The sequence below is a fragment of the Sulfurospirillum diekertiae genome, from assembly GCF_011769985.2.
GTDB lineage: Bacteria > Campylobacterota > Campylobacteria > Campylobacterales > Sulfurospirillaceae > Sulfurospirillum > Sulfurospirillum diekertiae.
In genome coordinates, this window is the sequence record NZ_CP039734.2 from 901,301 (window position 1) to 923,870 (window position 22,570).

23 protein-coding genes are annotated in these 22,570 nt (G+C 40.5%); 10 read left to right on the plus strand and 13 right to left on the minus strand.

Annotated features, from left to right (window positions below):
* Positions 1-3: 3 nt before the first annotated feature.
* Positions 4-894, plus strand: a complete 891-nt coding sequence (locus tag FA584_RS04530) for a transglutaminase family protein (RefSeq protein ID WP_087438264.1) — start codon at positions 4-6, stop codon at positions 892-894.
* A gap of 67 nt (positions 895-961) precedes the next feature.
* Here FA584_RS04530 and FA584_RS04535 read toward each other — a convergent pair whose 3' ends face one another.
* From FA584_RS04535 to FA584_RS04565, 7 genes are all read right to left on the minus strand, one after another.
* Positions 962-1,390, minus strand: coding sequence for a hypothetical protein (locus FA584_RS04535; protein ID WP_088437289.1), 429 nt, complete (start codon positions 1,388-1,390; stop codon positions 962-964).
* Between the two features lie 38 nt (positions 1,391-1,428).
* Positions 1,429-2,382 (minus strand): M14 family metallopeptidase, encoded by a 954-nt coding sequence (locus tag FA584_RS04540; RefSeq protein WP_087438266.1) that lies wholly within the window; start codon positions 2,380-2,382, stop codon positions 1,429-1,431.
* Entirely contained in the window at positions 2,379-3,332 is a 954-nt protein-coding gene (locus FA584_RS04545; protein WP_087438267.1) for a M14 family metallopeptidase, read from the minus strand. The genes FA584_RS04540 and FA584_RS04545 overlap by 4 nt, the downstream gene beginning before the upstream one ends.
* Complete coding sequence (locus FA584_RS04550) at positions 3,329-4,099, minus strand: transglutaminase family protein (protein ID WP_087438268.1); 771 nt, start codon at positions 4,097-4,099, stop codon at positions 3,329-3,331. Before FA584_RS04550 ends, FA584_RS04545 begins: the two co-directional genes overlap by 4 nt.
* The gene (locus FA584_RS04555; RefSeq protein ID WP_087438269.1) at positions 4,089-4,751 is read right to left on the minus strand and encodes an alpha-E domain-containing protein; all 663 of its coding nucleotides are present in this window, start codon (positions 4,749-4,751) and stop codon (positions 4,089-4,091) included. The genes FA584_RS04550 and FA584_RS04555 overlap by 11 nt, the downstream gene beginning before the upstream one ends.
* Entirely contained in the window at positions 4,748-6,121 is a 1,374-nt protein-coding gene (locus FA584_RS04560; protein ID WP_087438270.1) for a circularly permuted type 2 ATP-grasp protein, read from the minus strand. The genes FA584_RS04555 and FA584_RS04560 overlap by 4 nt, the downstream gene beginning before the upstream one ends.
* 134 nt (positions 6,122-6,255) lie before the next feature.
* Complete coding sequence (locus FA584_RS04565) at positions 6,256-7,611, minus strand: hypothetical protein (protein ID WP_167750368.1); 1,356 nt, start codon at positions 7,609-7,611, stop codon at positions 6,256-6,258.
* 200 nt (positions 7,612-7,811) lie between these two features.
* Here FA584_RS04565 and FA584_RS04570 point away from each other — a divergent pair, with 200 nt between their 5' ends.
* From FA584_RS04570 to FA584_RS04580, 3 genes are all read left to right on the plus strand, one after another.
* Entirely contained in the window at positions 7,812-8,285 is a 474-nt protein-coding gene (locus FA584_RS04570; RefSeq protein WP_167750369.1) for a bacteriohemerythrin, read from the plus strand.
* Between the two features lie 111 nt (positions 8,286-8,396).
* Complete coding sequence (locus tag FA584_RS04575) at positions 8,397-9,182, plus strand: threonine/serine exporter family protein (RefSeq protein WP_096046309.1); 786 nt, start codon at positions 8,397-8,399, stop codon at positions 9,180-9,182.
* Positions 9,182-9,649 carry a threonine/serine exporter family protein gene (locus FA584_RS04580; RefSeq protein ID WP_096046310.1) on the plus strand — a complete coding sequence of 156 codons (468 nt, stop codon included), beginning with the start codon at positions 9,182-9,184 and terminating at the stop codon, positions 9,647-9,649. Before FA584_RS04575 ends, FA584_RS04580 begins: the two co-directional genes overlap by 1 nt.
* 94 nt (positions 9,650-9,743) lie before the next feature.
* Here FA584_RS04580 and FA584_RS04585 read toward each other — a convergent pair whose 3' ends face one another.
* From FA584_RS04585 to FA584_RS04600, 4 genes are all read right to left on the minus strand, one after another.
* A complete protein-coding gene (locus FA584_RS04585) occupies positions 9,744-11,729 on the minus strand; it encodes a heavy metal translocating P-type ATPase (RefSeq protein WP_167750370.1) in 1,986 nt (661 codons plus the stop codon).
* Positions 11,716-12,093, minus strand: a complete 378-nt coding sequence (locus FA584_RS04590) for an ArsR/SmtB family transcription factor (RefSeq protein ID WP_096046313.1) — start codon at positions 12,091-12,093, stop codon at positions 11,716-11,718. Before FA584_RS04590 ends, FA584_RS04585 begins: the two co-directional genes overlap by 14 nt.
* 173 nt (positions 12,094-12,266) lie before the next feature.
* The gene (locus FA584_RS04595; protein WP_096046314.1) at positions 12,267-13,322 is read right to left on the minus strand and encodes a hypothetical protein; all 1,056 of its coding nucleotides are present in this window, start codon (positions 13,320-13,322) and stop codon (positions 12,267-12,269) included.
* Positions 13,323-13,522: 200 nt separating this feature from the next.
* Entirely contained in the window at positions 13,523-13,996 is a 474-nt protein-coding gene (locus tag FA584_RS04600) for a pyridoxamine 5'-phosphate oxidase family protein (RefSeq protein ID WP_096046315.1), read from the minus strand.
* A gap of 148 nt (positions 13,997-14,144) precedes the next feature.
* On the opposite strand from FA584_RS04600, the gene FA584_RS04605 reads away from it, so the two are divergent.
* The 5 genes from FA584_RS04605 to FA584_RS04625 all read left to right on the plus strand — a co-directional run bounded on the left by FA584_RS04605 (position 14,145) and on the right by FA584_RS04625 (position 20,534).
* The gene (locus FA584_RS04605; protein WP_096047801.1) at positions 14,145-15,407 is read left to right on the plus strand and encodes a serine hydroxymethyltransferase; all 1,263 of its coding nucleotides are present in this window, start codon (positions 14,145-14,147) and stop codon (positions 15,405-15,407) included.
* A gap of 83 nt (positions 15,408-15,490) precedes the next feature.
* Complete coding sequence (locus FA584_RS04610; RefSeq protein ID WP_096046316.1) at positions 15,491-16,741, plus strand: methylated-DNA--[protein]-cysteine S-methyltransferase; 1,251 nt, start codon at positions 15,491-15,493, stop codon at positions 16,739-16,741.
* Positions 16,742-16,940: 199 nt separating this feature from the next.
* Positions 16,941-18,821, plus strand: a complete 1,881-nt coding sequence (locus tag FA584_RS04615) for a methyl-accepting chemotaxis protein (protein WP_096046317.1) — start codon at positions 16,941-16,943, stop codon at positions 18,819-18,821.
* An 89-nt stretch (positions 18,822-18,910) separates the two neighbouring features.
* Positions 18,911-19,537 (plus strand): thiamine phosphate synthase, encoded by a 627-nt coding sequence (thiE, locus tag FA584_RS04620; RefSeq protein ID WP_096046318.1) that lies wholly within the window; start codon positions 18,911-18,913, stop codon positions 19,535-19,537.
* Positions 19,538-19,547: 10 nt separating this feature from the next.
* Entirely contained in the window at positions 19,548-20,534 is a 987-nt protein-coding gene (locus FA584_RS04625; protein WP_167750371.1) for an acyltransferase family protein, read from the plus strand.
* Between the two features lie 46 nt (positions 20,535-20,580).
* On the opposite strand, the gene FA584_RS04630 is transcribed toward FA584_RS04625, so the two are convergent.
* Positions 20,581-21,090: a ferritin-like domain-containing protein gene (locus FA584_RS04630; protein ID WP_096046320.1), complete on the minus strand. Its 510-nt coding sequence runs from the start codon at positions 21,088-21,090 to the stop codon at positions 20,581-20,583.
* Between the two features lie 87 nt (positions 21,091-21,177).
* On the minus strand, positions 21,178-21,819 hold the full coding sequence (gene trhA / locus FA584_RS04635) for a PAQR family membrane homeostasis protein TrhA (protein WP_096046321.1): 642 nt from the start codon (positions 21,817-21,819) through the stop codon (positions 21,178-21,180).
* Positions 21,820-21,942: 123 nt separating this feature from the next.
* Here trhA and FA584_RS04640 point away from each other — a divergent pair, with 123 nt between their 5' ends.
* Complete coding sequence (locus FA584_RS04640) at positions 21,943-22,569, plus strand: LysE family translocator (RefSeq protein ID WP_096046322.1); 627 nt, start codon at positions 21,943-21,945, stop codon at positions 22,567-22,569.
* Position 22,570: the final 1 nt, after the last annotated feature.

Sequence of the window (22,570 nt, forward strand, 5' to 3'; positions counted from 1 at the left end):
GCCATGATGTACGAAATCTACCACAAAACCGCCTTCAAATACGAAAGTCTTGTCACTTTTAGCCATAACATTGCCCGTCTCAAACCTAAAGACACACCGTTTCAACGCGTGGTGGATTTTACGATGGAGATCACGCCCAAACCATATGAACTCAGCGAGTTCGATGATGTCTTTGGCAATCACACGACGCACCTTTTAATTCGTGAAGCGCATGAGTCGTTATCCGTCATTGGCAGGTCACGCGTTGAACTCGATGGCGATGCGATGCGTTTACATGTAAACACACTGCGTGCTCAAAGTACCACGTATGAGGCGTCGCTTGGCTTGTTGCAAGCGTTTGATCTTTTTGATCTGACGGCAAAGCCTTTTATGTTTGACTCAGAGCTGATTCCCAAAGCCTCACGTGGCATTGTTGAGTATGCGAAGCGTTCCTTTTTACCACAGCGCAATCTTGTGGATGCCGCACAAGAGTTTATGAACCGCATCTTTCAGGACTTTGCGTTTGTTGCAGGTTTTAGCGATATTACGACGCCGATTGAAGAGATTTTTGAGGCGAAAAAGGGTGTTTGTCAGGACTTTGCACAGTTTGCCATCGCCGCCCTTCGCTCCATTGGCCTGCCGGCTAAATACATGAGCGGCTACATCGAAACACTACCAGCCCCTGGCAAGCCCAAACTTTTTGGTGCCGATGCGTCGCACGCATGGTTTGCCTTGTACATCCCACGTCTTGGCTGGATGGAGTTTGACCCAACCAACAACATCATCCCCGAAGATCAGCACATACTCCTTGGAAGCGGCAGAGATTACAACGATGTCGCACCCCTTAAAGGCGTCGTTTTAAGCAGCGGACAGAGCGAACTTTCCATCGAAGTGAATGTGCAAAAAGTGTTTTAAAATCTTTACATGTAAAAAAGAATAGACAAGAATTGGAATACTCAATAAAAATTGAGCTCCAATTTTTTTATTCTTCTGTTTTAAGTTTTTGCAAACCTGCAAAATATTTTTTTGTCGGTATAAAAAAGATTATAAAGATTACACTATAAAATATAGTATTGTAAACAATCCCAATTAGATTAAATCTTGGTAGTATATTTATAATCCACATTGAAGTGATTAAGATTGCAAATACAATGATTGAATATTTTGAACTTTCTTTAGGCTTTTTGACATCAATATTTTTAGCGATATAAGAAATTGAATATTTGACACCTAGGAAGAAAAAAATGATATAGACAATATCCTTTAAAATTATTAATAAGCCTTTATCTAATGATTGACCTAGAAATTTATTGACAAAATATCCAGCCAGTAATCCAAAAAATGGAATGACAATTGAAGTTGTCAATATATGCGTAAACACAATACTGATAACAGATTTTTCTTTTTTCATACTGACTCCTGAATACAAACTTTATTTACATGTAAAGTTTAAAGATTATTTTGTGCGGATTCGACTTTGACGATGCGATAGGCAATCGCGTTTTGGAAAATGAGTGCATAGTCGTATTTGCAGGAGATGATGCCATCACACGGTGAGATGATCGTTTGAATGAGTGTACCATCCAGTGAGTTGAAAATGCGTGCTAAGGGTTGACCATGTACGACAGAGTCACCAATGTTAGCAAGCGTATCAAAGAGTCCTGCAGCGGTACATTTAATTGCTTCAATATCATTTTGCATCACAATATTGCCGTGTGAACCTTCAAAGGTTGAAAAGTCAATCAGCTCTTTTTTCACTAAAAAGCGTACAATCGCATCAAAGACTTTGTTGGCTTCATGCTTGCGCAAAGTTCCTTTTTTCCCTGAAACGAGCGAAAATGCTTTGGCATTCCAGACTTGCCAGTTGTAAGTTAAAGAGACCGTGTCATTGGGGCTCTCTTCTTTGACATGAATAAAATCAAGCCCAAAAGCTCGTGCATCATCCACATAGTTCAAGCTTGACTGTAATATCTTGACATAAGGAATACACTCGGAATGATCCTTCCTCGCTTCCAGTAAAATCGCGTAGTCATAGTTATTGGTTTTTTCAAATAATCGTGCAGCAATGCGTTGGGTGGTTTCGCCTTTTTCGTAACCTGGAAACATTACATCAATATCGGTGTTATCCAGTGGCCAAAAATTCTTCCCCATATTAAAGGAGTAGGGGTTGACTGTGGGCACAACAAGAATTTCACCTTTAACAAAAGCGGCATTGGCGAGTTCTTGTTGACGTAAAAAACGTACCAACTGTGATGCAACCCAAAGCTGATCAATGGCATTGCCCATCATAGGGCCTACAATAACGCAACTGGGTACTGTGCCCTCTCTTCCAAAACGGAAGCCTTTGACTTTGAGAGGATTGCGACTTAAAGAACTTATCTCAAATAAAACTTCTTCTTTCATAGGGTAGTATCCTCTTTTGGGTCTTCAAGTATACGTGCAAGAAGTGAGCCTTCATACACAACAGGGTATTCACGAATGGTAAATAATAGCCCATTACACGGGCTAATAATCGTCTCTTCAATCGTTCCAGAGAGTGGGTCTATAATCTCGCCGAGTTTTTCGCCTTTGAGAACGGTGACATTGTGTTCTAAAATAGGGATGAAAATACCCGGTTTTGAAGCGTTGACAAAAAAGACTTCAGAATGTAGGTTTGAAACCATCGTTTTAGTCGTTGGAAGCACAGGTCTATCGATGATACCCACATGTGCCAATAGGTTTAAAATACCTTTGGTTAGGCTTTGTCCGTACTCTTTGGTGATGCGCATTCCTACACCCATCTCTACAACGAGTGTTTTAGTTCCAAGTGAATTCATTGCATGGGCAAAGGTAGATTCTAAAACAGTGACAGCATCGTACACCCAAATAAACTCAATGTCGAGTTTTTCTGCTAAGGGGATAAGTTCATCGGCGGTTGAGCGACTAATGCGCACTTGAGGAAGTTCGCGTAAAAAGATGTTGCTCGCATGAATATCGATGGCAAAATCACTGCCTCTAACCGTATCAACAATGGCACTCGCCACTTGCGCAGGCAAAAAATCAGAGGTATTCCCTGGAAAATTACGATTGAGATCGACATCGTAAAAAGGAAAACCTCTCGTGATACTGTCGATGCCCATAGGGTTCATGGAAGGGTAAATGTCCACAATGCCTTTAATGCAATGTTTATTGGTATTGAGCCATTTTGCAAGCAGATAACAGACGTATTGTCCTTCGATCTCATCGCCATGAATACCTGTGACAATAGAGATGCGTTTGGTTGACGTGCTAATGTCTTCCGGCGCAAAACGGTTACGTCTAAGCGTTAAGGTTTCATTGACCGGCAAGTTAACATTAAAGATCTCTTCAATCATTGCTCATCCTTACCAATTCTGCCTGTAATCTCTAAGATATGCTGACGTTTACCAATGTAACTGCCTCGATGGGTTTGGCACTCAGAAAAATCACGTCCATGGGCGATCTTAATATAAGGTTCATCATTAATCAGTGTGCCATTGAGTGGGTCAAACCCTCTCCAGTCTCCATCAACAAACGCTTCAACCCATGTATGGGTTTTGTTGATACCATCGATAAAGCCGTTGACAAAGCGTGCAGGTATATGACTTTGTCGTAAGAGCGCAATTAAAAGATGACTAAAATCTTGACTCAATCCCTCTTTATAGAGTAAAAAAGTCTCCAGTCCTTTGGCTTTACTGATCTCAATGGGTTTAAACTGCTCAAAAAGTGTTTGAGTTAAGAAATACGCTTTTCGAAAATCCGTTACAGGGAGTTTGAGTGAACGGGAAAAATCGTGCAAAACCATGCTAAATGGAGCAAGTGTAGAGTACGGAAGATAAAGCTCTACTGGCTCATTATCATGATAAACATAAGGTAAAAGTTCAATCTCACCTTCCATGCTCGCTTTAAGCGCACGATGAGGTTTTCCGATAAACCCATAGACCAACTGGTTACCAAAACCATCTCGTGTCTTTTGATAGGGAATCGTATCATTTAAAGTGAGCTTCCAATCAATAAGCTGTTGTATCGCATTGGTGTGAGGCACTATGCGTAGACAAAAATGATGGTTGCGTACTGGCTCATCAAATGTGAGCGTAAAATCATAAGAAAAATTAACTTTCATGCGTTGTTGTCAATGCCCCAAATACTGAATTTATCGTTTGTAATGTTTTATATCGATTGCTTGAAGAGAGCGCCACACGTTTATGGTTTGGACGCACTTTTTCGGCAATGCTGTTGAGTTTTTCAACATCCAGTAACGCCGCTTCAATGCTATCGTAAAGGCGAATATTTAAATCCATACGTTCCACTACTTTTCCCAGCTGAATCAACGGTGCTTCTTTGGCTTCCACCAGTGAAAGCTCAAAATTACCCCAAATAGAATCAAGCTCTTTTAAGGTTCCCTCTAGCCAATACAGTGAAACGGTACGCTCTTCTTTGGCTTTTTGATACGCCAAATAAAGAGCATTAATACGACTAAACATACGGTTCGAGAGGTGAGATCGCGTCAAAATAGCATTTTCACGTGCACTATTGACTGTATCGCACAGGCTTGCATACTCCAAATCAAAAACAGTTTTGCGCAAAAACATTTGCGCTGAGTCATAGCTCATTTCAATGCCAAGTTTCTCATAAAACGTTTTGGCTTCATCAAAATTTTCATCTAAAATTTTATCAAATAACTCAATGATTAAGCGAGTCATACTCTCAGCTCTTTGGATATAACGACCCATCCAATAAAGATGTTCAGCGCTTTGTGGTGCAATAAGAATCATCGGTTATCCTTTAAAATCCACGTATCTTTAAAACCGCCACCTTGAGAAGAGTTGACAATGTAACTGGTTGGATCCATAGCAAAACGCGTGAGCCCTCCTGGCCAGACAAAAATATCTTCGCCGTAAATTGAAAACATACGAAGATCGGCTTTTCGCGGTGAAAAAGATCCATTGTCATCTAAGCATTCGATGTCATAAAACTCAATGACCTCTTGTGCAATGAAACGTCTTGGTTCTGCAATAATAGCATCTTTTAATTTTTGACGCTCATTTTTGGAAAGGTTGCATCCAAAAACAACGCCATATCCACCCGCTTCGGCAACATCTTTGATGACTAACGTACGCATATTTTGCAAGATATGGTTACGATCTTTCTCGAAAAATGCCAAATAAGTAGGGGCATTTTGCAAGATCGGTTCTTCATTCATATAGTATTTAATCATCGCAGGCACAAAGTAGTAGATACCTTTATCATCCGCGATGCCATTTCCGATGCTGTTCATGAGGGCAACATTGCCTGCACGATACGCTTGCGTAATGTTAGGCACACCAATTAAAGAGTCTGGATGAAACTCAACAGGATCAAGCGCTTCATCATCAAGTCTTCGATAAATAGCGCCTACACGTGCTTTTTTACCATTATAGGTTTTAAGATACACTTTATCTTTTTCCACTACCAAATCTTCACCATTGGCTAGAATAGCTCCGCTGGCTTTGGCAAGGTAAGAGTGTTCATAAAATGCAGAATTATAACGACCCGGTGTTAAAATGACATTAATACCACCCGTGTTGACATAGTTCATCGCTTTCTCAAGCTTTTTAGGATAATCCTGTACCCCTTGAATCGGCAGTTTTTCAAAAAATTCTGGAAAGACTTTACGTGTCAGCATACGAAGTGAAAGTGGGTAACTCACACCACTGGGAACTCTGAGGTTATCTTCGAGAACAACCCAGCCATCGCCAACGCTATTTTTGACAAGGTCTATGCCGCTGATGTGTACGCGAATGTTCTTTGCCACAGGGGTGTTGGCAAAAGCGGGTAAATAAGCTTTAGATGAAAAGACAAATTCGCTAGGGATGATGCCATCTTTAAGAATTTTTTGCGCTCCATAAATGTCTTCCAAGAAGAGATTGAGAGCATGAATGCGTTGCTGTATACCTTTTTCAAGGTAGGTAAACTCTTCGTGCGAGACAATACGTGGAATAATGTCAAAGGGAAACTTACGCTCTATAAAAGCGTTGTTTTTGAAAAGGTTGAAGTTGATTGCTTCGGTGTTCATGTACGTGAGCAACTCTTGGACGCGGTTCTTATCGATTGTATTTAAGATGCTTTTAAAGGCATCATAAAGGGGACTTTCTGATTCAATCATAACGATGGCCCTTACCCTTTCACTTAAATTGTGATAGACACAGTTTAGCACAAAATTAAGCACAGAAAGAGGAAAAGGGAGGACTTTTTTGATTATTTTTTAAACAATAACAAAAGTGTGACAAAAGCACTATTTTATCCATGCCAAACATAGGCAAAAATAAGTCCTTCGATTAAAAAGATCGTGCAAAAAAGGAGATTCCATTTCAAAGAGACTTCCATTGGCGTGACGTTTAAAAATTTAGCGGTCATGAGTGACATTCCTGCAAACGGTGAAATGATAAACGAGATAGATGCCGATAACGTCAAAATGAGCGCAATGGAAACAGGCGAGAGTGGAAGCGAAACGGCGAGTAAGATTTTACCAAACATCACCGCAAGCACCAAAGGATGGATGCCACACACGGCGATGAGTATAAATACAAGCGGAATAATAAGGATGGAAAAGATGCCAAGATGGTTGACGCTTCCTTGCAAGAGGGGTTGAATGTGGCTTAAAATACCGCTATGATCCACCGCACCTGCAAACAGTCCCACCGCAATAAAAAAGACTGAAAAATCGGTTGCCTGTGTGATGCCACCTTTCCAATAGAGACTCAAAACGTTCTTGAGTTCTGCATTTTTGAAAAAAGAGACGATCCAAATTGTTGAGACCAGAAGTCCAGAAAGTAAAATTCTCCCTGTTGCTGAACCGATAGAAAAGGCTTCAAAAAAAGAGATAAGCAGCAAAAGAAAGATAACGACAAGAAGAATATGCGCTGTTTGTTTTGGGGCATTTTTTGCAATGCATGAGCTTGTAGGCAGAGGTTCCGTGAGTATGGGTTTATTTAACCCTGAAAAATGCTCAAGCAGATACGATGTGAGTAAGCCAATGATACTCAAAAGAAGTCCCGGTAAAAAAAGTTCCGACCACGAAACATGGGTCACTTGCATCACCAAAAGCATGATCACCGCCCCAGGAGCCCAAAAAAGCACAAGTGCATACCCTCGCATAATGGCGGTTGCAAAAAAGCGTTGGTGGTCACGTACATTGTTTTTAAGTGCTTTATTAAATAAGGAAACCATCACTGGCACGGTTCCAAAAAGCAAAAAACTGGAAAAAAGGTTGGTGACAAGCATGGCAAAAAGGTAGAGTGAACTCTCTTTCTTGAAAAGCTTTTTGAGCCAATACTCAATCGTGTCGCTGTAATGCCCAACTTCAATGGGAATGGCAAAAAGTTGCATCACTACGATGATAGCGATAATGTTGGTCATCGAAGTGAATGAGCTCATCCAAAGAGAAAAAGGCAGTTTATAATAAACAAGTATGCCAATGCCTAAGGCAAAAAAGATCAGGGTAATGGTACGAAACCCTTTGCGTTGCATGAAAAGCCCCAGCACAAACAAAAGCGCTGTAAAAGATGTTAAAAGCTCTAAATTAACCGGCATAAAAAGTTTGATGACATGTAAAAGCGTAATGACCAAAAGAGCCATTTTACAGATGGTTTTCATCTACATTCCAAAATTAAAATGCGTTATTGTAGCGAAAGGAAGGTTAGAAATGTGAAAAGCGTCGGAAGAGAAACTCTTTACATGTAAAGTTAAAAAACAAAATAAAAACAGCTCCATCTTTCATAATAAATCTCCCTTTTTCCCCTCTAAGTTTATGTTATAATCTCCCATCATTAGAATTCAATTTCAAAGGAATAGCAATGGGATATTGGAGATGGGACGCATCTTTTTCGGTTGGTATTGCAGTTATTGATAATCAGCACAAACAAATGATTGAGTATATTAATGAACTGGGTACGATTTCGATTTATCACGACAAAGCAAAAATTCGTGCAGTGCTTGTGGCGTTGAAGGATTATACTGTTTCTCATCTTGCATTTGAAGAGAGTTTGATGGAAGAGGCGGGGTATCGCAAACTAGAAGCGCATAAGCAGATTCATCTTTCGTTTATTGAGCGCATTCATTTCTTTCAAGAACGTTATGAAAACGGTGAAGATATTGCACAACAGCTGATGTTAGATCTTCAAATGTGGCTCATCAACCATATTCAACACGAGGATACGGACTATAAAGAGGCTGTTCAAGCGATGCTGCACAAAAGAGAAATTTCGCCTATGGAAGAGCATATTAAAGATGGATGGCTCGCAACACTTCGAGATAAATTTTTTAAATAGCGTTTGCGTTCACGGTTAAATTTTTAACACTCAAAACGTTTTACATGTAAAGCTAAAAAGATTCATTCTCTTAAGTTTTAACCTAATTTTAACTATGATGCTTTCCAGAGAATGTTAAAAGGATTTCCCACGATTTCAAAGGAAGAACAAACCAGGATCACTACGGTTGTTGTCAGAGTTGCTGCAATGCTTCTTGAATACGGAGCAGAAAGCCGTTTGATAGAGCAACTTTCCTCTCGTTTGGGTGTAGCACTTGGGTGTACGTCTATTGAGATTTCGCTGATTCCCTCTGCTATTGTCCTCACAACACTCATTGGTGACTCTTCGGTTACGACCACAAGACGTGCGCATGAGCAACCGATTAATATGTCCATTGTACATCAAATCGTCACGATCTGCATTGCAGCGGAGCAAAACCCTCGTGATATTATGATGGTGGAGACAAAGCTTGCCAACATTCATTCCAATCCGTATCCTGCATGGGTGATTATTCCGATGATTGGGCTTTCATGTGCGGCATTTAGCCATTTACAAGGTGCGGATTGGGCGGGAGTTTGCATCACTTTTTTAGCCGCTTCGGTGGGAATGATCGTACGCAGAGAACTCTCCTCTCGCAACTACTCTTTGCTGATTGTTTTCGCGTTTACCGCTTTTGTCTGTACCATGGTCGCCAGTCTCTCTTTTTACCATGGTTTCAGTAGCACAGGCAGTATCGTTCTCTCTTCCAGTGTATTATTGCTCGTTCCAGGGTTTCCCTACATCAACTCGATGCTAGATGCGTTTAAAGGCTATATTAGCATGGGCTGGGGGCGTTGGACGCAAGCGACGCTTTTGACGCTGATGTCTTCCCTTGGTATTATGCTTGCCATGGGACTTTTGGATATTAAAGGATGGTAATGATGCTTTGGGTGACGCTTTTACTCAATTCTTTGTGGGCGGCGATTCCTGCTGTGGGCTTTGGAATGATTTTTAATGTTCCGCGCTCTGCATTGCCATTGTGTGCCGTGGGTGGCGCATTTACGTATGGCTTCAGAGAAGTATTGATGTACAACCATCTTTCCATCGAACTTTCAACGTTTATTGCCGCGACGGCTATCGGGATTATCGGTGTTTTTTGGTCACGCAGATACGCCATGCCTCGCCCCGTTTACACCGTGCCTTCCATTATTCCTATTATCCCAGGTACGTATGCATATGAAATGATGATAAGCCTTGTTTCGATGAATTCCGATGGCGTGACCGATGCTTTGCTCTCTAGTTTTATCCAAAATGGCTTGCATGCCGTGAGTATTTTATTTGCGATTGCGTTTGGCTTGGTACTTCCTTCGATGTATTACACGAAACGTCAAAAGCCGATTATTTAGTGGTTTTGATGTTTACATGTAAAGATTTTAGATGCCAATTTCTTTACATGTAAAACGAAAAAACGCTCCTCATTGTGAAGAGCGTTTTGAAAGATTATTTATGTGTTAAAACGCGTGTGGCATTGAGTACAGCGATGAGCGCAACACCGACATCACCAAAGACAGCTTCCCACATCGTTGCAATTCCCATCGCTCCCATAATCAAAATAACCCCTTTAACACCCAGTGCAAAGATGATGTTTTGCCAAACGATGGCATGGGTTTTGTGCGCGATTTTTAAGGCAGTGGCGACTTTGCTGATCTCATCGGTCATAATGACCACATCCGCCGCTTCAATGGCAGCATCTGAGCCTACGCCACCCATTGCAATGCCGATGTCCGAGCGTGCAAGGACTGGTGCATCATTGATGCCATCACCGACAAAGACAGTTTTACCTTTGCCACTTTTTCGTACCATCAGTTCTTCAAGCTTTTCAACTTTTTGATGCGGTAAAAGCTCCGCCTCAACGTGAGTGATGCCTAGCTCTTTGGCAACTTTATCAGCAGCTGCTTTATTATCACCAGTGAGCATCACAATGTCTTTGATACCAAGGGCTTTAAGGGCTAAAATAGCTTGTTTACTGTCTGTTTTGGGCTCATCCGCAATGGTAAGATAACCCGATAAAATACCTTCAACGACGATATAAACAACGGTATCTGGAGTGTCAAGTGTCTCGTGTGCAATGCCTTGCTCTTTGAGCAGTTTATCATTTCCCGCAAGAACAATTTTGCCATCAATGGATGCTTTGACGCCATAGCCTGCAAGTTCTTCATACGATGACACAACTGCTTCTAAAGGCTCAGTGTATGCCCGTTTGATGGAAAGTGCAATAGGATGGTTCGAGTGCATCTCCGACAGTGCGGCAAGATGGAGTATCTCCGCTTCTTGAAGCCCTTTGAGTGCCGTGATGGAAGTGACACTAAAAATGCCTTTAGTGAGCGTTCCTGGTTTATCGAAAACGACCGTATCAACGCCATTGAGGGCTTCTAAAAAGTTACCGCCTTTGACCAAAATGCCATTTTTGGATGCACCACCAATACCTCCAAAAAAGCTTAAAGGTATGGAAACAACCAATGCGCACGGGCAAGAGACAACCAAGAAAACTAAGGAGCGTCTAAACCAGTCGCTGAGAAGCGCGTCTTGTATCAACAGTGGTGGTACGAACGCGAGGAGGGCAGCAGAGATGACGACAAGCGGTGTATAGTACTTGGCAAACGTGGTGATAAACTGCTCTGTTTTAGCTTTTTTTGAGCTCGCATTTTGCACAAGGTCTAAGATTTTTGAGACGGTGGATTCGGAGAAAAGTTTAGTCGTTTCAACAACAATCACCCCCGTTTTGTTGATGCTTCCAGAGAGCACTTCATTTCCTAATGCAACCTCTTTGGGTAAAGATTCTCCCGTAAGCGCGGAGGTATCGAGTGTTGAACGACCCTCTAAAATGATGCCATCCAGTGGAATTTTCTCTCCCGGTCTGACGATAATGCGACTTCCTAAGGCAACATCACTCGGGTTTACTTTTTGCTCGCCAGTGTCACTTTGAAGGTTTGCAAAATCGGGTCTAATGTCCATGAGTTTGGTGATGGATTTGCGTGAGCGATCCACGGCTAAGTCTTGAAAAAACTCTCCAACACGGAAGAAAAGCATGACCGCAACACCCTCAGGGTACTGACCAATACTAAACGCCCCGACGGTTGCAAGACCCATCAAAAAGTTTTCATCAAAAAGATGCCCTTTAAAAAGGTTGGTGACTGCCATGTAGAGAATCTCGCCACCGACGAGAAAAAAGCTGATCAGATAGGTCCAAAACATCAGTGGATTGCGCTCGTCCATCAAAACAGCAGAGATAAACAATACTGTACCGATGCAAAATGTAATGAACTGCCATGATTTGAACATTTCCATCAAACTCGAATCGTCAAATCCTTCGTGATGGTGGTCATGACCATGATCATGTAATTGTGGTTCGATGGGGGCGCATCTGCTACAACAACTTCCCGTTGTCGCATCGCAGGTTTGGGGTGCTTTTTCACTGAAGTGCATACTCAAATCCTCGTGGTTCTAAAATGTGTTCTAAGCCTTGGTTAAAAATGGTTTTGATGTGTTCGTCATCAAGCGAATAAAAGACGACTTTTCCTTCTTTACGGTGCTTGACAAGACGTGCTTGACGAAGGACGCGTAGCTGGTGAGAGATAGCAGACTGCGTCATATGTAAAAGTTCTGCAATGTCGCAAACACACATCTCTGCTTCAAATAGCGCTGAGATGATCTTCACGCGCGTCGTATCGCCAAAGACTTTAAAGAGCTCGGCAAGGTCGTAAAGCTTCTCCTCTTGAGGCATCTTTTTTCTAACCATTTCGATGACGTTTTCATGCACAATGTCGCAACTGCAAAATTCATCGCTCATCGGTTCCTCCTCTTGAAATTATGTACAAATGTTCATATGAACAATTACTCATATATTAAAACAATTCAAATGAGAGAAAGCTTAAAATGATAGACAAACTCAAAAAGTTTTACATGTAAAGATAAAAAGAGGAAAAAGGTCAAAAGATTTGCCCCTTTTCCCTTTTTTAGGATTTAGGAAAGCAATTCTAGTTCATATTTTTGGATTAATTCTTTCCTGTATTCAGGGGTCCATTTTTCTGATTGATAGATTCGCTCAGAATCAGGAATTGTTATATCCCATATTTTTATAAGATTTTCGTAATCTGCTTTATGAAGAGTTTCTTTGAAAGGTGTGTAATCTCCAAGAATTTGTATTTGCGTTGCAATGTTTAACAATTTTTTAAATGCTTTGTCATCTGTTGCATATATAAATTCTTTTGTTTTTTGTTTTGGTATCCAATTACGTATAAATGAATTCATAATATATAAATCCCATGTCATATTGAAAATTTGCTGCTTTTTTTGTTCAGGTAAGTTGGTAGCTTTGTACTTCATCATTTTTTTTAACGGAGTTTTACTAAAAAAAATAATGGCATAAACAAAGCAAACTAAAGATTGTCTAAAATCCTTGAGCATCCAATATTTAAATTTTTTCAATTTTTCGTATGAACTTATTTTTTCTTGGTTAATCGCTATACAAACAAGTACAATCAAGTATATAGAATCCCATTCTGTAAGCCTATTGTATTTAATAAGATTATTTTTTAAGACTTCTTTATCGATATTTGGATGTTCTGCTAAAGGATACTCATTTGAGTTACCAATGGCATATGCCATTAGTGCATCATTTTTTGTATTATCTATTCTATAAAAAAGCATTAAATCATCGACGACTTCATTTGCATTGTCTTTAATGTAATTTATTTTTTCATATGCAGCAAGGCTAGGTTCTATCTCAATATCACATAATTGGCAAAAGACAAGTAAGGCGACAGCATCGCGTGTTTCTTTTGTAGGAGATTTTTTATGGCTATTGAGTAAATATTGATAGATATTGGTATCTAAATAAAGTATGTATTGAATTCTATTAATACGATTATTGTATAAAATATCTGGAATACTTTCAAGCGTATAAATAGCATTATGGTCTTCTACATTAAAAGCATGGATAATCCAATCTCGATTTAAAAGTTTTTCAAGGATTTGAATAGTAGTTTTTGGAAGAGTAACATAAAGTTCATGATTCATTAATCATCCATATAGTACAAATTGTGGTAAAGTATAACAAAGATTTCATTTAAATTGAATGCCAAAATAATGTTTACATGTAAGGATTCATGCGACAAATTTACATAGGTATCTTTTCTCTTCCTCTACGACTGTAGCGCTCTTTTTGTGTAAAAATGTTGAGAGCAATTTTGTGTGTATACCCTCAAATATATTAGGATTTACAGATAGTATCTTCCGATGCACTCATTTATATTTATTCGAATAACAGCAGTACCATTCACCATGTTTTCAGGTAGTTCTTTATCCATCAAATGCGGTGTAAATTTTTTCACAATTTTCGACAGTGCTTCTTTCTTTTCGTCCAAATTATCTACAATTTTTGCCTCTCCTTGTGCGATAATACTGTTAAACGCTGTATTGACATCACAAGGGTTCTCGACATTCTTATCCAATAATGTGATCATCTCATCTATCTCAAAACAGACGTATGGATTGGATGTGAGAATGTCTATTTTTTGACCTTTGGGTAATCCATGCAGATAGATTTTGTGTTCACTATAGACAAAGTGCATGGGGATAACGTAAGGGTAACCATCGTGCCTGACGCATCCTAGCCTGCCAACGTTTGCTCTTTCAAATAATGCTCTGATCTGCTCAAATGATAATAGATGTGTTTTGGTTCTATGTCTCATACGCTCTCCTTTTTTGCATCATTGTAATGGAATCATCACAATACAACAATCCAAAAATTGCTCTGATGAAAATAAGTTGGCAATTTTTGGATTGAGTGAAAGGATATTTATGGCTAAACTGTCTTCAATTAACTCCAAAGGAGATCAGATGAGTTTTATCACTAATGATCGTTTAGCCTCAGCCGATGACGCCGTTTTTAAAATTTTACAACATGAGTTTACGAGGCAAGCCACGCATCTTGAGATGATTGCGAGTGAGAATTTTACCTCGCGTGCGGTGATGGAAGCCACAGGAAGTATTTTTACCAATAAATACGCTGAAGGTTACCCACACAAGCGGTATTATGATGGTTGTGAATGTGCCGATGAGATTGAGCAGCTTGCCATTGATAGACTCTGCGCAATTTTTGGATGCAACTATGCCAATGTGCAACCGCATTCAGGTAGCCAAGCCAATGGTGCGGTGTATGCGGCACTTTTAAACGCGAATGATAAATTATTGGGTATGGATTTACAGCAAGGTGGTCACTTAACGCACGGTGCGAAGGTGAGTTTTTCGGGTAAAAATTATCAATCGTTTAGCTATGGTGTCGATGCGAATGGTTATATTGATTATACCAAAGTTCTGGAAATTGCGAAGATTGTCAAGCCTAAGATGATTGTTTGCGGTGCTTCGGCGTATGCGCGTGAGCTTGATTTTGCTAAGTTTCGAGAGATTGCGGACGCGGTGGGTGCGATATTATTTGCCGACATCGCGCACGTTGCGGGTCTGGTGGCTGCGGGTGAGCATAAAAGCCCTTTTCCGCATGCGCATATCGTCACTTCAACGACGCACAAAACATTGCGCGGTCCTAGGGGTGGTGTCATTATGACCAATGATGAAGCGCTTGCAAAAAAGATCAATGCCGCTATTTTTCCAGGCATTCAAGGCGGTCCTTTGTTGCATGTTATCGCGGCAAAAGCGGTGGCGTTTGGTGAAGTGTTAAAGCCAGAGTGGAAAGCGTATGCCAAGCAGGTCAAACGCAATGCCAGCGTTTTGGGTGAAGTTTTGCTTGAAAGGGGTTTTAATTTGGTCAGTGGTGGAACCGATAACCATCTGATTTTGGTATCATTACTGAATAAAGAGTATTCAGGCGAAGAGGCGAGCACCGCTTTGGAAAATGCTGGTATAACCGTGAATAAAAACAGTGTTCCAAACGATACTCGAAGTGCGAAATTGACCTCAGGTATTCGCATCGGATCTGCGGCTTTAACGACGCTTGGGTTGAGAGAAAAAGAGTTTGAACTGATCGCGCATCGCATTTGCGATGTGTTGGAAAATATTCACGATTTATCTTTACATGTAAAGATAAAAAAAGAGTTGGTGGCGCTTTTGCAAAACTTCCAAGTGTATGAAAGCGCGACCTATTAAAACCTAGTGTTAACGTAGCCTTTAGAGCTTTGCTTTAAAGGCGTGTCAAGAACGCTTATAAAAAAATGACGAAGGAGGGTGTGATGAGAGAGATGGAAGTGTTGCATACCCATTATCAACTGATTGAAAAAGCGATCAAGTACATTGACGCGCATTTTAAAGAACAGCCCTCCATCGATGTGATTGCCAGCAGTATTGGCATGAGCAAGTACCATTTTATCCGCGTGTTTAAAGAGTATGTGGGTGTGACACCCAAACAGTTTTTACACTCGGTGACGCTCAATTACGCCAAAGAGCACATCAAAGAGTCCAAGTCCATTTTAGACAGCACACTGGACATTGGGCTCTCGAGTGTCAGCAGGCTGCATGAGCTTTTTATCAATCTAATCGGCGTGACGCCCAAAGAGTGGCGTGAAAAGGGTAAGGATGTCATCATTACGTATGGTTTTGGCATCACGCCGTTTGGGGAAGCATTGATCGCTTATACCGACAAGGGCATTTGCTATTTAGGGTTTATCGACCAAAACAAAGAGGCGATTTTTACACGGTTTCAAGAGCTGTGGGAAAATGCCAATCTGATCCATGATGATCTTAAAGCACAGACCTATCTGGAAAATATCTTCATCAACAATAAAAAATACAATCTCTTGGTCAAAGGAACGAACCTTCAGATCAATGTCTGGAAAGCGCTTTTAAACCTTCCTAATGGGGCAGTCACGACCTATCAAGATGTTGCCAACTTCATCGACCAACCCAATGCAGTGCGCGCCGTTGCCAGTGCCATTGGAAAAAACCACATTGGCTATCTCATTCCCTGTCACCGTGTCATTGCCAAAAGTGGTGCGATGAGTGGGTACAGTTGGGGCATTGAGCGTAAAAAAATCCTCCTAGCCTATGAATCTGCTTACAAGCCGAATGCTACAGCGTTTAAAATAGCGACACTAGAAGATATACCCAGTATTGACCAGTTTCTGCATGCTACGTTTCCAAAGAGTGCGCACAATCAGGCGAAAATCGTCTCCGAGATGATACACAACGCAACGACTCACTCGCTTTTTCTTGCCCTAAATGAGACAAAAATAGTAGGAGTGCTACCTGTCCTCACCCATGTATCGGTTGTATCAGGGGAAAAAGTAGCGATGTTTGAAGCGGTGATCGTGGATGAAGCTGACAGCGACCATGCTATTGAAAAGGAATTACTTGAATATGCGCTCACTTCGTGTACAAAAACAGGATGCAAAAGGGTGGTACTCTTAAGCGAAAATTCCTCTATACCGTATGAAGAATTAGGATTTGAACACTCTGCTAAAGGGCTTTTTCAAATACGATTTTAAATCTATCCACATAGTGTAACGCAGAGTTGAGTGCGTATTTGTCTCTTTTAATATCTCTTGCATTCTCCCAAAAATAGATCCATATCAAAAATAGTGCTTAAAGTATGACTCAATCTTATGGGCAAAAAGTGAGCAACGCTGCATTAGAGCAAAGTATTTTTTTATATATAATGTCTCACAGCTTTTTAAGGGGGAACACATGTCATTTAAAGGGAAAGTCATTGGAGCACTCTGTGTTCTAATGTTTTTAAGTTTGAGTATCTTTAGTATGATTAGCTATTTTGATACGAAAAAAAACAGTGTAATACAGATTGAAACTACGCTTCACATGGCTTCACAATCGTTATCTGATTATATTGATCTATGGATCAGCACCAAGAAAAATGGCGTTGAGAGTACGGCGCGTTTTATGCAAGACATCGACTTGATGACGCCCAATGATCTGATCGCAAAGTTACAAGAGACTACTAAAGTGTTGGGGGCAATGGACTCTTATGTTGGACTAGAAGATGGCAGTATGACGATGGGTTCTGGTTCTAAACTGCCTGCGGGGTACGACCCACGTGTGAGACCATGGTATACAAAAGCCAAGCAAACCGGAAAGTTGGGTATTACCGACGTTTATATTGATGCTACCACCAACAAACCTATTGTTACGGTGATGGCTCCGATTTTGAGAGAAAAAGTATTGATCGGTGTTTTGGGGGTTGATATCAGTTTAGATGCTCTGGTGAAAGCCATTGGTAATGTTAATTTCCGTGGAGGGTATGGCGTTTTACAAGACAGCCAAGGGCTGATCATTGCCCATCCTGATGCTAAGCTTTTAGGGAAAGCGTTTAGCACGATTGCGCCCAGCGTATCTGAACAATTTGGCACCAATAAAGAAGGGCTTATCTACTATTCGTATCAAGGTGATGAGAAAATTTTTTCCTTTAATACCTCTCTTGAGTCATCGTGGAAAATGGGCATTATTTATGATAAAAATATTGCTTATAGTTTTTTAAATCAGCAGATGAGTGAACTATTCATTGCAGGGGTAGTGATGCTTGCTTTCTCTATAGGGATTATGGTTGTATTGATTAAAGTATTGCTTCGTCCTTTGGATCGGCTCAACAGTGTAGTTGAAGAGCTCTCAAGCAATGAGGGTGATCTTCGCCATAGGTTGAGTACCACTTCCAATGATGAATTTGCGCGTGTTTCAGGCAATATCAATAAGTTCATCGAGAAGCTTCACGAAATTGTGAAAAAATCGAAAACTATCAGCCATGAAAATGCTTCAATCTCAGAAGAGCTTTCACGAACGGCTTCTGAAGTGGTGCGCAATGTCGACAGTGAATCAAAAATCATGGAAAACACGAAAGAGGATGGAATCGCTTTAGTAAAAAGTCTTGAAACCTCTGTAACGAAAGCTCAAAGTTCACAAGAAGCACTCAGCCACACGCAACATGATATTGCAGAAGTGAAAACTAAAGTGGAACAACTCGAAGTAACCATGCAAGCCACGGCAGCCAAAGAGCAAAATTTGGCAGAACGTCTTAGTCATGTCAGCCAGAATGCTAATGAGGTCAAGGATGTCTTGAGTATTATTCGTGATATTGCGGATCAAACCAATCTATTAGCCCTCAATGCTGCCATTGAAGCAGCTCGCGCTGGGGAACATGGACGAGGATTTGCCGTGGTTGCCGATGAAGTGCGAAAATTGGCAGAGCGTACACAAAAAAGTTTAGTAGAAATTGATGCAACGATTAATGTGGTGGTTCAGTCTATTATGGATGCTAACACGGACATCGCTCAAAATGTTCAGGAAGTGCAAGCTCTTGCGACCATTACAGCTGAATTGCAAGAGGGTATGAATAATGTTTCAAAGATTATTCATGCGACGATTGATGAGAGTCATTATACCGTCAATGACTTTGTGTCCACCTCAACAAAAATTAAAAAAATTGTCGATGAAATGGGACAAATTACGATGATTTCAAAGGAAAATGTTGGAAGTATCGACAATGTTTCTAAAGCGTCAGAACATTTACATGTCATGACGGAAAATCTCAATAATGAACTGAGTAAATTCAAGTCATAAGATATTCAAAGTGCTCAAGTAAAGCAACATTACTTGGGCACTTTAAGCTTTTAGTCTGTACAATCTTCGCAAAAATACAAAGAGTACCCATGTTAGAAAAAGAACAACTCAGAGGACTTTATGTCCTGACCGATGCAACACTCACCCCAGCAGAGAGCATGCTTGAACAAGTCGAACGCGTTTTAAAATCGGGCGTTAAAGTCATCCAATACCGTGATAAATATGCCAGTGATGAAGAGGCAGAAAAACAGTGTATCAGACTTCAAGCGTTGTGCGATGTGTATGAAGCGATTTTTATCATCGATGATCGTTTAGAAATTGCCTATAGAATCAATGCCGATGGGTTACATGTTGGCGAGGATGATGTCAGTTACGAAGAAGCACGCGCACTGCTTGGAGACGATAAAATCATTGGTGTTTCGTGCTATGGTGACTTAGAACGTGCCAAAAAATACGCCAGCCTTGGAGCAGACTACGTTGCCTTTGGCGCATTTTTTCCTTCACCCACCAAACCTCACGCTACAATGGTAGCACCTGAAATCCTTCAAAGGGCAAAAGAACAGTTGAGTGTGCCTATTTGTGCGATTGGGGGAATTAATGCGGAAAATATTGAACAGCTTTCATGCTACGATATTGCAATGTACTCACTTATTAGTGCGGTGTACAAAGACGATGCTATCGAGGAAAATTTAGAAAAATTACAAGCGAAAATTTAGAGGAGCGGGCATGGTTTTAGAAAAGTTTGATGTCTCCATCACCAATGCAAGTAAAGGAATGGCACTGATGCTGATTTTGTGGCATCATCTTTTCTATGAAAAACCCGAAATGGGTCTGATCGTTTTTCAAGCAGCACTTTTAGCCAAAGTGTGTGTGGGTATTTACGTGGTGCTCAGTGGTTATGGCTTGTCAGAATCTGTTAAAAAAAGAGGGCTTGAGCTGGGCGCTTTTTACAAACGTAGAATGCTCAAGCTTTACATGAATTATTGGCTGATAGCGCTTCTTTTTGTGCCCATTGGTGTATGGTTTATGGACAGATCACTCTCGAGCGTTTACGGAGAGCATGTATTTCAAGGCTTTTTACTTCAGATGCTCGGTGTTCATATGTTTACGTGGGTTGGCTATGGTTATAACGCGACATGGTGGTTTATGAGCCTTATTATCGTGCTGTATGCTATTTTTCCGCTGGTTTATACACTGATTAAAAAATTTCCTCTTAGCTTTTTAGCGTTCAGTGCATGGCTGATGTTTGTACCAATTCCCTTGGTCAATGACTGGATATTTCCTTTTGCGGTGGGGGTTTATCTTTCGCAAAAAGATGGGTTTGTCAAACTTTTGGTTTGGCTTGACAAGCAAGGCAAAGCTCGCTTTATAACGCTTCTCATTTTAACCATAGCGGTTGCATGGTACAGACAAAATGGTTGGTTGTTTGATAGCACCAGGGCCGATGCTTTCTTTGCAATTTTGCTAATTCTTTGGACGACAGAGTTGGTTGTTTTTTCTTCTATTGCCAAAAAAGCGTTTGAGTTTGTGGGCATTCATTCCTTTAATATCTTCTTGTTTCATACGTTTATTTACTACTATTATTTCCCTGATTTTATCTATAGCTTCAAATATCCGGTGCTCATTTTTGCAGTGCTTTTAGGAATTTGTTTGGTGATTTCAGTGGGGATCGAAAAGTTTAAGGAAGAGATTGGATTTGATAAATTAATTTAAAAAAACGATTTAGAGATGTCTTTTGACATCTCTTTACATGTAAAGATTATAACGTTGCTTTTTGAACAAATTTATCGCTTAAATGGTTAAATTCGGCACTTTCTACCCAGCTTTCAGGTGCACTGACATATTCAACTAAATTTTCTAAAAGTACAAGATGCGATCGCTCTTCTTCTGCAATGCGTAAAAATGCTTTTTTTTGTTCGCCATCTTCTAACATCAAAGCTTTTTCAGTATAAAACTTGTAACTGCTGTCTTCAGAGCGTAAAGCACTTTTGTAAAACTCTATTTGATCTTGTGTAAAACGAGGGGAAGTGTTCTCTTTTCGCATTTTTTGAAAGATGTTTTGCGTATGTTTAAAAATATCCACAGTAGGTTGTGTTGGTATCACTTGATTTTTATTCATTTTGTCAAAGACAACATAGTGTTTTGCCTCTTCATCTGCCAGCATCGTGAGGATTGCTTTTACGCCTACATTATCTGTTTTAGACGCAAGTTCTCGGTAGTATCGCTCACCATCTTTTTCGACATTCATTGCATATTCATAGATATTCATTGCACACCCCTTTTTGGTTTATTGTTAAGATAAGTCCCTCGTTATTTTATAGAGAATAAATGATAAAGAGTCGATAAAGAATTGCAATTAATCCAAGATAAGAAATAAAACTGCGAAGAAATGAAGCACACTTCCTCCTAAAACAAAAAAATGCCAAATTGCGTGGTTGAGGTAAAGTTTTCGCCACACGTAAAAAATAACACCTACCGTGTATGTAAGACCACCTGCTGCTAGGAGGGAAAGGGTGAGTGTATCAAGATTGGCAACGAGTGTCTTAACCGCACCCACAACCATCCACCCCATGAGAACATAGAGAACCAAAGAGGGACGACGAAAACGCTGAGGGAAAAAAATATTAAGGCTGACACCCAGTGCGGCAATACCCCAGGCAATACCAAAAAGTATCCAACCCGTCTCACCTTTAATGCCGAGTAAACAGATCGGTGTGTAAGTTCCTGCAATAAGAATGTAAATGGCACAATGATCGATTTGTTGTAAAATAGATTTTGTCTTAGGACTGCAAATAGCGTGGTAGAGCGTTGAAGCACCGTACATGACTATTAAGGAGAGTCCAAAAACAAGCGCACTTGCAATTTTTGCGCCATCGCCACTTTGAGCGGCAAACACACACATAATGCTTAAAGCACTGACACTGAGTAGCAATCCAATGCCGTGTATGGTACTGTGCCAAATCTCTTCAATCAAAGAGTAGGAATGTGTATTGTCCATATGTCCTCCTTTATCATTTATGGTTTATTATACTCCGAAATAGTCAATAAATTTTCGGGAGTATCGTCTAAGGCATTTGGCGGTATCATACACTTTTATTTTTACATGTAAAAGGAGAGAGTGATGCTCGATTTTCAAACGATTGTCATGTTTGTAGGTGCTTCAACGCTTTTAGCGCTTGCTCCAGGACCGGATATACTTTTTGTCTTAACGCAATCAATGACCAAAGGAAGTCGCTCTGGCATCGTAATTGCACTGGGACTTTGCAGTGGGCTTGTGTTTCACACAACAGCCGTAGCACTGGGTGTTGCTGTTATCTTTCAAACGTCCATTATTGCTTTTAGCCTTCTCAAATTTGTAGGAGCTACGTATCTGTTATACCTAGCATTTATGGCGTTTAAAGATGCCAGCAAGAGTAAACTGGAGTCCGATAAAAGTTCACTCAGTCTTAAAGCGCTTTATAAACGCGGCATCTTTATGAACATCACCAACCCTAAAGTTTCTATCTTTTTCTTAGCATTTTTGCCACAGTTTACGAACGCTGAACTCGGCAATGTAACAGGGCAAATCTTCACACTTGGTGCGCTTTTTATGCTTTGCGCCTTTGTTGTTTTTACGTTGGTGTCGCTTTTGGCTGGTCGTGTGGGTGATTGGTTCAGTAAAACCAAAAATGGCGAGAAAATTTTAAACCGTATCGCAGGTACGATCTTCGCAGGCTTAGCGATTAAATTAGCGCTCTCATCACGATGAA

Coding starts and splice junctions, on each gene's coding strand:
- FA584_RS04530 (WP_087438264.1), top strand. CDS start 4: ATGATGTACGAAATCTACCACAAAACCGCCTTCAAATACGAAAGTCTT.
- FA584_RS04535 (WP_088437289.1), bottom strand. CDS start 1,390: ATGAAAAAAGAAAAATCTGTTATCAGTATTGTGTTTACGCATATATTG.
- FA584_RS04540 (WP_087438266.1), bottom strand. CDS start 2,382: ATGAAAGAAGAAGTTTTATTTGAGATAAGTTCTTTAAGTCGCAATCCT.
- FA584_RS04545 (WP_087438267.1), bottom strand. CDS start 3,332: ATGATTGAAGAGATCTTTAATGTTAACTTGCCGGTCAATGAAACCTTA.
- FA584_RS04550 (WP_087438268.1), bottom strand. CDS start 4,099: ATGAAAGTTAATTTTTCTTATGATTTTACGCTCACATTTGATGAGCCA.
- FA584_RS04555 (WP_087438269.1), bottom strand. CDS start 4,751: ATGATTCTTATTGCACCACAAAGCGCTGAACATCTTTATTGGATGGGT.
- FA584_RS04560 (WP_087438270.1), bottom strand. CDS start 6,121: ATGATTGAATCAGAAAGTCCCCTTTATGATGCCTTTAAAAGCATCTTA.
- FA584_RS04565 (WP_167750368.1), bottom strand. CDS start 7,611: ATGAAAACCATCTGTAAAATGGCTCTTTTGGTCATTACGCTTTTACAT.
- FA584_RS04570 (WP_167750369.1), top strand. CDS start 7,812: ATGGGATATTGGAGATGGGACGCATCTTTTTCGGTTGGTATTGCAGTT.
- FA584_RS04575 (WP_096046309.1), top strand. CDS start 8,397: ATGTTAAAAGGATTTCCCACGATTTCAAAGGAAGAACAAACCAGGATC.
- FA584_RS04580 (WP_096046310.1), top strand. CDS start 9,182: ATGATGCTTTGGGTGACGCTTTTACTCAATTCTTTGTGGGCGGCGATT.
- FA584_RS04585 (WP_167750370.1), bottom strand. CDS start 11,729: ATGCACTTCAGTGAAAAAGCACCCCAAACCTGCGATGCGACAACGGGA.
- FA584_RS04590 (WP_096046313.1), bottom strand. CDS start 12,093: ATGAGCGATGAATTTTGCAGTTGCGACATTGTGCATGAAAACGTCATC.
- FA584_RS04595 (WP_096046314.1), bottom strand. CDS start 13,322: ATGAATCATGAACTTTATGTTACTCTTCCAAAAACTACTATTCAAATC.
- FA584_RS04600 (WP_096046315.1), bottom strand. CDS start 13,996: ATGAGACATAGAACCAAAACACATCTATTATCATTTGAGCAGATCAGA.
- FA584_RS04605 (WP_096047801.1), top strand. CDS start 14,145: ATGAGTTTTATCACTAATGATCGTTTAGCCTCAGCCGATGACGCCGTT.
- FA584_RS04610 (WP_096046316.1), top strand. CDS start 15,491: ATGAGAGAGATGGAAGTGTTGCATACCCATTATCAACTGATTGAAAAA.
- FA584_RS04615 (WP_096046317.1), top strand. CDS start 16,941: ATGTCATTTAAAGGGAAAGTCATTGGAGCACTCTGTGTTCTAATGTTT.
- thiE (WP_096046318.1), top strand. CDS start 18,911: ATGTTAGAAAAAGAACAACTCAGAGGACTTTATGTCCTGACCGATGCA.
- FA584_RS04625 (WP_167750371.1), top strand. CDS start 19,548: ATGGTTTTAGAAAAGTTTGATGTCTCCATCACCAATGCAAGTAAAGGA.
- FA584_RS04630 (WP_096046320.1), bottom strand. CDS start 21,090: ATGAATATCTATGAATATGCAATGAATGTCGAAAAAGATGGTGAGCGA.
- trhA (WP_096046321.1), bottom strand. CDS start 21,819: ATGGACAATACACATTCCTACTCTTTGATTGAAGAGATTTGGCACAGT.
- FA584_RS04640 (WP_096046322.1), top strand. CDS start 21,943: ATGCTCGATTTTCAAACGATTGTCATGTTTGTAGGTGCTTCAACGCTT.